The following is a 12,059-nucleotide window of genomic DNA, read 5'->3' on the forward strand; positions in this document are numbered from 1 at the left end:
CAGCATTGACGCAATGAGTAAGGCTCTTTCTTTCACCCCCGATTTCATGTCGCTATTGCGGCTATCACGATAATCACTGCAGCCGCAAAAATATGCCGTTTCCACGTCAAACGCAGATATCCTGCAAATTCACGTATCAAAGCGTTCAATGTGAAGTACCATTTTGTCTTTGCCCCAAACCCCACGCATTTCAGTCCCTGCTGTTTTGCCAGGAGCAGCGCCCGGAACACATGATACGATGTTGTTACGACTACGACCTTGGGCCGGTCTTTTTCCATTAGCCTGCTCGAAAACAGCAAATTTTCCTCGGTTGATCTTGATCTGCTTTCGATGATGACCTTCTCTATACCCACTCCCTTTTCTTCCGCATACCTCGCCATAGCCTCACCCTCGGCAATGTCCTCGCCCGGGCCCTGTCCGCCGGACATAATCAGTACCGCGCCAGGATTGCTGTGCAGCAATTCAATTCCTCTTTCAATTCGGGCGGCAAGCAGCGGCGTGACCCTGGTGCCGACCACTCCGGAACCCAGGACAACAATATAGTCCGCTCCCCGACGTTTTTTCCAATGGAGCAGATTCAATGCCGCGGAGAGCAAATAAATGGCCATCAGGGACAGCATATAAGCGGCGAAGAGACTGATGAACAGATAGAGCTTGGTGCCAAGCCGTCCCTTCTCCAGACCGCCGGCCATAGGCCAGACGGCCAGATAGAGGTACAGCAAAACAGAAAACAGCATAGTCAACAAATTGGACGGCCTCAGGCCCTCATGCCGGATTACCTTGATTCCCTCAACAAAAAGTGTGACTATTAAAATAACCGGAAACATGAGAACACAGCCTGCCGTCAGTACCAGCAGGGCCACCAGAATATTCATCCAAAGTTCGTGTTCCGCCAACCAGTTTGCGTACTCCGACAGGAGAAAAAACATCATAACTGCCGAACAGAGCAGCATTCCCAGCAGCGAAATGCCGCTCCACAATGTCCTTGGGTCATGTATCATAATCCAGGCAAAAACGCAGATTGAAATGCTCAGCAGAAAAAATGCGATTTGCAGCATAGCGGCGTTCTCACTCCTTTTGTCACATCTCTGGCCCTATGAGGCTTTTTGCGCAACCCACAGGGACAGCAAAACCGTGCTGTACGGCGGCTTGGTTACACCGCCGCACAGCCGGTATTTTTCAAAGTCGGTGGTTATAGCTCGTTGATGGTCTCCGTCACCGCCATATTCCGCATCCGCTTGGACGGGGCGTGAACTGCGGCCAGAGTGGCCAAAAGTACAAACAGCAAAATAATCAGAATAGATGATACGGGCAGCGTCCAGGTATAATAGGGGAAGTGGACGGTCACCAGCTTGCCATACAGCAGCCTGCTCAGCGGCAGCCCCACTCCGCAGCCTATGGCACATCCAGCCAGGGCGTAGGTAGCCGCCTCGGCGGCAATCATCCTGGTAAGCTGCCCGCCGTCCATTCCAACAGCCCGCATAGCCCCGTACTGCCTGGTTCTGGCGGATACGCTCATGGAAATGCTGTTGATGATGTTCAGCACCGTAATCAGGGCAATGATTGCCAGGAAGCCATAGATGAACAGGCTGAACGCAAAAAATGTGCTCCGGTCCGCCTCCTCCCGACGGTCCAGAAACTCATACCGTCCCCGCACCAGATCATGAATAGCCTCCGCGTCTTCATCCGTTGCGTTCGGTACCATCTGGATACTGGCAATGCTGTATCGTTCCTCGCCGGTAAGCCGGATGAAGGTTTCGTTGGAGCAAATCAGGATTACATCGCCATCCGTTCGCCCGCTGTTGGAAAAAGGATTGTAGGTCATCATTCCGGCGATCTCCACTGTACTGCCGCCCAGCGTCACCGTATCTCCCACATCCAGCGGAACGTCCTTGTCCCAGATACACAGGACATAGCCCTGATCTCCGTAGACCTTCTTCAGGTCACCGCCGCTGCGGAGGTCCCCGTCTCCCGGCACCCAGTCCAGCTGGATATCATCATAGGAGAGAATGTCCACAGTGTCCCGGTCCACTTCCACGCTGAACTCCGCCGGGATAGCGGCAGCAAGCCGCCGCCCGAAGACATTTTTGACGCCGGGCATTTCCCGCATCTGCTGCATCAAGTCAGGAGCAATCAGTTCCCCGTTTTCCAAGAGGTTAATGTCAATATCCGAACCGTAAGACTTTGTGGGCAGCATAATACCCAGCAAATCCACCAGAACGGAGAAACTGAGAAACAGAATAATGCTCAGGGCGAAGGACCCCGCCATCAGGAGCAGGCTTTTTTTCGATGACGCCGCATGGGAGACGCCCAATGCGGTTTCAATCTTCAGCAGACGGGTGTTGGCCCGCTGCGGTCTCTGCATTCCTGCATCCGCATTGCCGGACACCGCCGCCACAGGGGAGACCTTTGCGGCCTTTTTTGCCGGGGCCCGGGCCGCGAGGAGCACCGTCAGAATTCCCACCACAGCCCCACTGACCATTCCAATCGGGCTTATGCCGAAAACTGCCATTCTCGCAAATTCACCGCCTACAAAGCGGTGCATGAACGCGAGCACAAGCCAGGTCGCCGCTGTCCCCAGAATGATTCCGGCCGGGATCGCGGTTTTGCACCAGTTCAGCGCCTCCAGTTCCACAAAATGGATCACCTGCTTTTTGCTCATGCCAATACAACGCATCATACCGAAAAACTGCGTCCGTTGGGCAATCGCGCTGTTCAGACTGCCGGAGATCATCAGCACTCCCGCCAGCAGGACCAACAGGCAAAACACAATCACCAGCGGGTATACATTTTTTGCCATACGGTTTTCACTGGCCCCCACAGCCGCCAGAAGAATCATGTGTTCATTGACCTTGGCCTCCGGGAACTGCTCTTTGATTTCGGATAGGGTGCGTCTCGCGTTGGCCCTTTCGCTGAACTGTATATAGTAGGCGGGGTTTCCCGCATCTTCATTGGCGGCGAGGATTTCCCGGAAGGTCTCAATCTGAAGAAATGCGCCCACCTGTTCCCCCTTCACCGGCAGCGCGGTGCTTTCGCCAACACCGCTGTCTGTAGCATAGCGGCTGTTCCCGCTGCGAAAGCCGGTAATCAGGAGGTCATAGCTTCCGGCGGGAGTATCCAGGGACACACGGTCTCCCACATCAACGCCCAGCATCGTCTTGGCGTTGGGCGTGAGAATGACTTCGCCCTCATCCAAGCTGGCGCCCTCCGGAAAATAGGTCATAATTTCGGTCCGAAACGGGTCCTCCACGCCGCCCAGCGCCGTTTGGATACCGCCAATGGTATAGCTGCGATCTTGGTCGAAATTCACCATATCAAACCAGGATGAGGCGGACACATCGGGCCGCCGGGCAATGGACGCCGCATCTTCCTCCGATATATTTTCCAGGTTGATGTGCCAGTTTCCGCCCGCTTCTTTGACATTGGCGGTCTCAGACTGAATGAAAATATCCGCCATGCTGAAAATGCCCGTCACCAGAAATACGGCGAAAATAATGCACAGCAGGGTCATACGGTTCTGCCGCCGCCGTACCTTGGCGGAGATGGGGATTAAACTGAGATAGCTTCTCATGCCCGGCACCCCCCGAGGTCTGTCAGCACACCGTCCGATACCTGAAAGACCCGGTCCGCCGTGTGGGCGATGGCGGGGTTATGGGTAATCATGATGACGGTCTGCTCATACTTCCGGGCGGTTTCCTTCAGCAGAGCCAGGACCTCGCTGCTGTTCTGGGAGTCCAGATTACCGGTGGGCTCGTCGGCTAAGACCAGAGAGGGCCTGGTCATCAGCGCCCGCCCGATGGCCACCCGCTGCTGCTGTCCGCCGGAGAGCTGGCTGGGCAGATGCCCCCGCCGCTGTTCCAGACCCAAGACGTTCAGCAGCTCGTCCAGGTACCGCTTGTTGGGCCGCTGACGGTCCAGCAGCAGGGGAAAAATCATATTCTGCTCCACAGACAGCTCCGGGATCAGGTTAAACGCCTGGAAAATAAAGCCGATATTCCGGCGACGGAAGATGGTCAGCGCCTTTTCCTTCATGGCGAAGGTGTCCTTTTCGTTGATATAGACCCTCCCAGAGGTGGGGGTGTCCAGTGCTCCAATCATATTCAGCAGTGTACTTTTACCGGAGCCGGATTCCCCAACGATGGCTACAAATTCCCCTTTGGGAACGGAGAAGCTGACGTCCTTCAAGGCGTGTACCGCTGTTTCGCCGCTGCCATACGTTTTGCAGATGTGTTCTACTCGTAACAAGTCCATAAGTTTCATGCTCCTTTCGTCGTTGGACTGTACGAATACAGTAGCACACGAACCTTACTGTCAGATGAATTGCAGATGACTATTTTGTCATAATCGGAAAATTGATCGTAAAGGCCGTTCCCTGTCCCAGTTTGCTGTGAACCTCAATACTACCCTGATGTGCTTCAACAATCGACTTCGCCAGGGGCAGGCCCAGACCGACTCCCTGCGTATCCTTGGAAAAGCGGCTGCGGTAAAAGCGCTTGAAGATATGATACAAATCCTCCGAGTGGATGCCGCTGCCTGTATCTTCCACCGTGATCTGGGTCAAACAGGGAGACTGCTGCCACCGGACCAAAATACGGTCCCCTTGGGCCGTATGGTCCAAGGCGTTTTTGACCAGATTCCCGATCGCCTCTGCCAGCCAGGTCCGGTCACAGGAGAAGACCGTCTGCTCATCCCCCTCCAGTACAATTTCCTTTCCCTCCTGTTCCGCACGGAAGGAATACTGCCGCTTGATATGCTCCAACAGATCGAAAACATTCTCTGGCGACCGCTCCAGTGTGATGGCGCCCGCATCCAGCCGTGCCATTTTCAAAAGGCTCTGCACCAGCGATTCAATCCGGTCAAGCTCCTGCTCCGAGAGACTGGTAAACTCCCGGACTGTGGCGGCGTCCGCCGTTTCCTGCTGGAGAATCCCATTGTAAATATTCAGTGCGGCAATGGGGGTCTTGAGCTGGTGGGAGATGTCCGCAATCGTGCGGCGCAGAAATTCCTTGGCCCGCCGCTCACTGTCCGCATGGGCGTCCGCCATGGTCACCAAGGAGTTTACCTCGTGGAACAGGCGGTACATGGCGCCTTCCTCGCTGCACTCAATGCCGCCCTTCCGCCGGTCCAGGATATACTCCGCGATCTGATGGGCAGCGTTCTCCATGCTCTGCTCCTGATGCCGCAGACGGCAGACGGCCATCCCTAACGCAGCTGCCATACCGCATAGGGCACAGGAAAGAAACAGCACCACCGGAAATAGATTCATTCCAACCCGCCTCCCGCGTTCCACTTATATCCCATGCGGCGGACAGTGGCAATCCGTGTTGGTTTGGCGGGATCGTCCTCAATCTTTGCCCGCAGGCGGCGAATATAGACCGCCAACGTGTTTCCATCCACAAAGTTCCCCCTGCAGTCCCATAGTTTTCCCATAATCTGTTCTGCTGAGAGAATCATGTCAGGATGCTCCATAAAAAGCCGAAGGAGCTTATATTCTGCTGCGGTCAGTTCCAACGGCACGCCGTCTCGATAGGCCCGTCCCTCCAGCAGCTGGAGCGTGATCCCGTTGGAACAGAGTTCTCCGGGAGCTTGCTGGAAATGCTGGCTTCTTCGGAGGATGGCATTGATTCGGGACATCAGTACCGCCAGCTTGAAAGGCTTTGTAATATAGTCGTCCCCGCCGATGTCCAGTCCCATGATAATACTGGTTTCCGCATCCGATGCAGTTAAAAAGATGATGGGGACTGAGGAAACCTTACGCACTTTTTTGCATACCTCAAAACCGGAACCGTCAGGCAAAGTTACATCCAGAACGAGCAAATCATATTCTCCATCCCGCCAAATTCTATCAGCCTCTTGGATGGTTCGGGCGACATCCAAAGCATACCCCGCTTTTTGAAAAGCAAAGGAAAGTCCGTTGATAAGGCTCAGATCATCCTCCAGCAGCAATATTCTACTCATGCTGACACCCCTTTTCCTGTGCTTGATGAAGATATCAGCCATAGTATAATTCCGGAGACTTAGGAATGCAAGCCCGGTGAGATGATAGCAGAAAACTGGTTAGGCCGCGCCTATGGAATGGCCCAATATGGCGGTAAACCGTTATAACCGCCTTACCGGAAAATACATATAACTTTTTCCGGTCTTTGGGTCGGTAAAATCATGAACCGCACCAACCAACGGGATATGATGTTCCCCCAGATATTTGATTGCCTGGGAAAACGTATCATCTGCCTCACGCTCTACACAGAGATATTCATATCCAGGGACAACCCACTTGGTCCACCCTTCCGGGGCCTCGGCATCATCCCTACACTCAGCTCCTGCAAGATAAAGCCCATTGCGGAAGTCTTCCCATGGAAGAAAGGACCCGGAAAAATCAGACATTGCTCCCCAGATTCCAATAAGATTTCCCTTTTCATCCCTTTTAGCCAAATGCTGAACTTCTCCAAAATGAGAGTTTGCATCATCCCATAATCTCTGAATGAATCCAGCCCCATCTAAGGTTGATCCCTTTTTCCCAATGACCACAAAGGCTGCCTTTTCAAATCGTTCAATGTTCATTGCAATCTCCCCTTCGCTTCTCTATATCTGTTTTTCCGAGTTTTTTGCTCCAAGTTGATTTATCCGGCCGTACTGTCAGGCAGCAGCATATCCATACTCCCTTTTTTGAAATCCAGTCGAACAAGTTTTTTCCCATTCGGCAGAGGATATTCCAAGGCACCAATATAGCGATACCCAATACCAGACATGCTTTCGCGGAGCATATCTGCATCTATCTGATGATAAACCCGCTTCAGTCCATCAAAAACATGCAGGTACGGAGAATCAGAAACCCAGCTGACTCCAGTGTTAACTTGGATGACACAGGAAACATATATCGGCTCCACTTGCTGGACCACCTGCTGAAAACACTTGCAACCGATATATTCAACCAGCAAATTCGCAATTAGCAGCTCTGCCTTGGGCAGTTTGCCTGAGCACTTATGTAAATCGATGCACAGCAGTTCCAGTATCTTGCCAAAGTCCTGATATCTTATGGATGTCTCCGACAAATAGGCGGCGTTGATATCTACTCCATATACTTTTTTGATTCCACTGTCCCTAATATGCTCAAGGCCGTTCCCACCAGCAATCCCTAAAATCATGGTGCTGGATACAGGCCAAGCTTTAAGCTGTCCTTTAATCAATTTGTTCAAAGCCTGTAATTGCATAATCGAAGCAAGGGACATATGACTTTCATAATCAGTCAGGGTAATTTCATTCCATGGATTGTTATATACTTCATACTCCGTTTCCTTTTTCCAAAAGGTCCACTTAACCGCTGGGATATATCCTATTTTTCTATAAAACTCGCTCTCCCCTCCTGACATATGTGTGGCGCCTGATGCTTTCGTTTTTCGATACAATTCAGACAGTGCTGCCGCCGCAAGCCCTTTGTGCCGATACTCCGGAATTGTACAGAGAGGTTCCAAATACGCTAGTTTATTTTCTGGCGTCCACCACATCCCTGCCCAGCAAACATACACCCCTTCTTCATTCGCAACTGCTACGGACAGATTCTTCGTAGCGTGGGGAGCCACCTCCCGCAAATAGAAATTTTGCTGATATTGGTGATTCCATTCCCCTTGCTCCTTCTCGTGGTCAAATCCTTTCCAGCAGCATTCTCCAACTTTTGATGTATCTAATTCCTGCGGTCTTACAAAGTGAAAGCCTTCTGGTAATGGATAATCCAACTTGTTTACAAAATCAAACTGCATATTCCAGCTTTCTGATTCCTGCCTATATCCCAACCGCTTTGCGCCTTCCATTAGTTCATCCTGGCCACCAAAAAGGACTAAACGTATGCCTCCTCCTTCGTCTGGCATATTCTTAGCGGCATATTGTATCATCTCTTGTGCCAGTTCCCCATATCCCGACCGCAGGCAAAAGTAAATATCTGATAGAGGATTCTCATAGAAGCAGAAGGCTACAATACGCCCATCGCTCTCCCATATCCGATTTTTATAGGAATACGATATATCCATCCAGTAGGAGAACGACGAATAAGCGTACTCAAAAAACGGGGCTGGCACTCCATTTCTCCAGTCTTTTTCGTATATGTCTATTAAAAACTGATACACCTTACCGCAATCCGCCAATACACTAAAAGGCCTTGATGTGATACTTTTTTCTTTTCCCATAAAAATCCCTCATACGGCAAATAATTCATCACACGTTTTCAATCTTTTATTGCTCTGCCACAGTTTTTTTGATTCCTTTATCTGAGTTTACACTTATCCATATGGAATTTCATAAATTGTAGTTCCCTTTGCTTCAAAGGCGGTAATGGTCTGGTCAGTCACTGGGATAACACAAAGATGCACGCTCTCGCCAATGGCAAAATAGGGATACAACCCAATCCCGTCTTTATAAAACAATGCAGCGGGAATTGAGTCGCTGCTGTACCCTTGCTCATTAGGAAAGACATTTTGGTATGCCAATTCATTCAGTTTCGTATATAGTTCAACAATTTCGGCATCGTCGAAACTGGGAAATAACACTTTAATGGTATAGAAACAGGTCCGTTCATATAGGTGATACATGGACTCAGTATAACTGTGGTCATCAAAACTCAGCATAATTTCTTGCACATAGCTTTCGTCACTTGGAGTAAAGACTGATACTGTAGGGAGCGACCACATCGTCTCGTCCGGCGTAAAGTAATAATAGTTAGAAGCATACTTCGAGTGGATGGATGACTCATAAACAAATGATATCCACATAGAAGAAGGAAGCAGGTACCGGCTCTCATAATCTTCCCAGTAGTAACCATTAAAGCTGTCTATAAAATCATCTATGGAAAAAGAAAAAACAAGTTCGTCTTCCTGATAGTCCATAACTGCAGCGTCAAGCTCTCTGATTTCTGCCTTCTCCCGCAGGATGATTTGCTTTTGCATTTCTTCTTCGTCTATTTCCTCCCCCCATATTATCTCATTTGAGCCGCTGTCAAGGATGTTTCCGTCCAGATCCCAGAAACTCCATTCTAATGGAGGGTACCCACGAGACTCGGCCAACGGATCACCTATATCCGCTACATAACGCTCAAAGCCCAACCGTTTGCCGTAAAAAAGAGGATTCTTGTATTGATAGTAGTCTACTGTTACGCCTGAAAAGTAATCAACACAGGCAACCAGCTTAATATCATTTCGTACTGTGATGCGCTCTGCCCTATATGAGAGCACAGCAAAAAATGCTCCTCCAAGTATCAAGCAGCCCATAACAAAAGCAGACAGAACATTGATTAAAATGGAGATTGCACTGAACACAATTCGGTTTGCCTTTTCTGCATCAACTTTCTGCCGAAATGCGTTAAATTTCAATTTCCCCCAAAGGAGGACAATCCCAAAGCTGGTTATCCACAAAAAAATCAGCAGATTCCTATAAAAGTTCCTCAAAGTATCGCCTGTGATTCTTTCAATCACAGAAATAAAAATCCAGCACAGGGAAACGATTGCAACCGGGAGCACGCCCCAAACTAATCTGATAATCTTTACCATTGCAATATCTCCTGTGCCTTGGACTCAAAAGGCCGCTTATGCCCCAGGCTGCAATTCAATCCTCGGATAGTAGAGTGGGAGGTCTCCCGCAGCTGGAGCAGTAATCTCATTGGAAACATATTGAAAGCCTCCATTGGAAAGAGGACGAACCGTAAGGCGATGACTAAAAAAGTGGTCTGTCCTATGTGTTGGGCACAAAACGTCAACATCTATGGTTATCGTTCCATCGTCATTTATCTCATAGTTTCGTACATCAGGCACCAAGGTTCCATTATAAACGCAATTAGAGCATGTTATCGTCTGCCATGGGTAGCCGCTATTCAGCTCGCTATAAAGTGCTCTGGAGTGTAAAATATCCTCCGGTACGCTAAAGTAGGCGCCAATCACCGATTCAAACACAACTGCCTCTATATAGTGACATGACTGCTCTGAATCAAATTCACAAAGGCGATCTTCAAAGATAGCATTGTATTTTGAGCGATATAGGAACTCAAACAGGTCGTTGAAGTTTAGGCTCTCCCAATCATCCTCTGACCAATTTGCTGAAAAAATGTTGTTTCCATAATAACCAACGCTTATGATATAGTCCTTTGCAATTTTAACCAGTTCATTATTATCAGGCCCCATATGAATCAACCCGCGCCCGTTCCCCATCCACGGTGGAGCATACACACGTTCAAAAAGGAAATTACCCTTCTCTGTATAGTCCCAAAATGCCAACTCCTCTTTTCGCAGATTGCCTACACTGGCTGCATCATCACTCCAGGTTACGGATGCCTCTGTACAATATTTCCGATCATCCTCATAAGAGTATTTATGATAAAACAGGCTTCCATCTCTTCCAAGCGAATACACTACAAAAGCCGCAGAATCTCCATGTTCGATCTTTCTCCAAAAATCCAAAAATCCCTCTATATTTATCAGCGTTTCGCATTCATTATCCTCTACCTCCGCTGTTAATATGGGGACATTGCTTTCAGACAGGAAGTTTACAATCGCATCAAAATCGTCCTCCGATAAGGTCATAGTTGAAGTTGCATAAAGCGATGTGGCATGTTCTTTCAAAGCACTCTTATATAGATGTGCATAGCTCTCTGCTATAGCAGTGCATTCCATTACAATACGTTCCTGCTCCGATGGTTCTATCATTACTGCCCCCAGTAGCACGGAAGAAGATTGGTCAAAAGATCCATCGGCTTGAGAATTTGGCGTTGAACTTGATTTCTGCCCGCATGATACAAAGGCAAGAATAATAACCATCATTCCCAAAACATAGGTAAGTTTTTTTACTTTCATTCAGCACTGCTCCTCTGGCTTATCAATATTAGAAAGGTGAGACATATAGGTCATGGCTGCTATGGTGAAGATGACTTTTCTGATGCTGCCACATTTAAATCGATTTTAACGCAGGAATACTTCTTCCTGTTGCCAAAACTCTCACATAACCAGCTTTGTAACATCATGTAGAGTAACCAGCGCCATCATGCCCATCAGCAGCATAAAGCACGCCGCATTTACCGCCGCTTGCCACTTCTCCGGCACCTTACGCCTGAATAGCAGTAACGCCGCGGCGTCCACTAACAAAAAGAAAATCCTCCCCCCATCCAGAGCTGGTATGGGGAGCATATTCATGACCGCCAGATTGATGGCGATCAGTGCGGCAAAATAAGCGATATCCCTGGCCGCGCTGGCCGCAGACTCCGAGGCGGTTCCCACCTCCGTAATGATGGACACAATCCCCACCGGGCCGCTGAGTTCCTGCACGCCCATAGTTCCGCGAGCCAACTGAACCAGACTGAACCACATCTGTTGGATGAAATCCAGAGTCTGATAGCCAATAAACCGCAGCTTTGTCAAAAAGCTGGTGGGGATCTGCATTTCTCCGATCAGCAGACCGAAACGACCGGGCTGTCCGTCATAGGTCCCGCGGTAGAGAGGCAGGTCTTCCAGAACAATTTTTTTGCCGTTTCGTATCACCTCTATGTCTACCCCCTGTCCGTCATTAAAGCTCAAGAGCATGGCCGCATCTCCCCGGAGGTAGGTCCGCCAGCCATCGACCTTATAGAAAACATCTCCCACCATCAGGCCGCTCTCCCCCTCCAGCGGAAAATCCTCGCTGAACCCGGAGATTTGATCAACATAAAAGCCGCTTGCTCCAGCGAAAAGCATAGCGATGATAATCATTCCGGCAAGAAGATTCATAAAGGATCCAGCGGACAGGATGACGAATTTTTTCCAGAAACTCTGGCGGGTAAAGCTGCGCCTGTCTCCAGAGTCCTCGTCCTGCCCCTCCAGGGCGCAGAAACCACCAATGGGCAGAAGGCGGATGGAATACTGAGTTTCATCCGTCTCCCTGTGCCAAAGGCAGGGCCCCATGCCGACAGAGAACTCATTGACGCGCACACCACAAAGCCGTGCCGCCAGAAAATGTCCAAACTCATGGATTGTTACCAGAAAACCGAAAATAAAGACTGCTACCAAGGCAAAGACGATGATCATAGTTAACAATGCTCCTTCCCAAGA

General features: G+C 49.7%; 10 protein-coding genes. All 10 read right to left on the bottom strand.

The window, feature by feature from the left end; translation table 11 throughout:
- Positions 1-44 precede the first annotated feature (44 nt).
- The 10 genes from C816_RS19300 to C816_RS19345 all read right to left on the bottom strand — a co-directional run bounded on the left by C816_RS19300 (position 45) and on the right by C816_RS19345 (position 12,035).
- Positions 45-1,058: a YdcF family protein gene (locus C816_RS19300; RefSeq protein ID WP_016324096.1), complete on the bottom strand. Its 1,014-nt coding sequence runs from the start codon at positions 1,056-1,058 to the stop codon at positions 45-47.
- Positions 1,059-1,192: 134 nt separating this feature from the next.
- Positions 1,193-3,571, bottom strand: coding sequence for an ABC transporter permease (locus tag C816_RS19305; protein ID WP_016324097.1), 2,379 nt, complete (start codon positions 3,569-3,571; stop codon positions 1,193-1,195).
- Positions 3,568-4,251 (bottom strand): ABC transporter ATP-binding protein, encoded by a 684-nt coding sequence (locus tag C816_RS19310; RefSeq protein WP_016324098.1) that lies wholly within the window; start codon positions 4,249-4,251, stop codon positions 3,568-3,570. The genes C816_RS19305 and C816_RS19310 overlap by 4 nt, the downstream gene beginning before the upstream one ends.
- A gap of 79 nt (positions 4,252-4,330) precedes the next feature.
- Positions 4,331-5,218: a sensor histidine kinase gene (locus C816_RS19315; RefSeq protein WP_242832282.1), complete on the bottom strand. Its 888-nt coding sequence runs from the start codon at positions 5,216-5,218 to the stop codon at positions 4,331-4,333.
- A 44-nt stretch (positions 5,219-5,262) separates the two neighbouring features.
- Positions 5,263-5,958, bottom strand: a complete 696-nt coding sequence (locus C816_RS19320; protein WP_040656343.1) for a response regulator transcription factor — start codon at positions 5,956-5,958, stop codon at positions 5,263-5,265.
- Positions 5,959-6,099: 141 nt separating this feature from the next.
- Positions 6,100-6,561 carry a GyrI-like domain-containing protein gene (locus C816_RS23140; protein ID WP_081646431.1) on the bottom strand — a complete coding sequence of 154 codons (462 nt, stop codon included), beginning with the start codon at positions 6,559-6,561 and terminating at the stop codon, positions 6,100-6,102.
- Positions 6,562-6,620: 59 nt separating this feature from the next.
- Entirely contained in the window at positions 6,621-8,180 is a 1,560-nt protein-coding gene (locus C816_RS25750; RefSeq protein WP_016324101.1) for a GNAT family N-acetyltransferase, read from the bottom strand.
- A 93-nt stretch (positions 8,181-8,273) separates the two neighbouring features.
- The gene (locus tag C816_RS19335; protein WP_016324102.1) at positions 8,274-9,536 is read right to left on the bottom strand and encodes a hypothetical protein; all 1,263 of its coding nucleotides are present in this window, start codon (positions 9,534-9,536) and stop codon (positions 8,274-8,276) included.
- Between the two features lie 36 nt (positions 9,537-9,572).
- On the bottom strand, positions 9,573-10,832 hold the full coding sequence (locus C816_RS19340) for a DUF6070 family protein (RefSeq protein WP_016324103.1): 1,260 nt from the start codon (positions 10,830-10,832) through the stop codon (positions 9,573-9,575).
- Between the two features lie 141 nt (positions 10,833-10,973).
- Positions 10,974-12,035 carry a M50 family metallopeptidase gene (locus C816_RS19345; RefSeq protein WP_016324104.1) on the bottom strand — a complete coding sequence of 354 codons (1,062 nt, stop codon included), beginning with the start codon at positions 12,033-12,035 and terminating at the stop codon, positions 10,974-10,976.
- Positions 12,036-12,059: the final 24 nt, after the last annotated feature.

The organism is Oscillibacter sp. 1-3 (assembly GCF_000403435.2).
In the GTDB taxonomy this organism is placed as follows: Bacteria; Bacillota; Clostridia; order Oscillospirales; family Oscillospiraceae; genus Oscillibacter.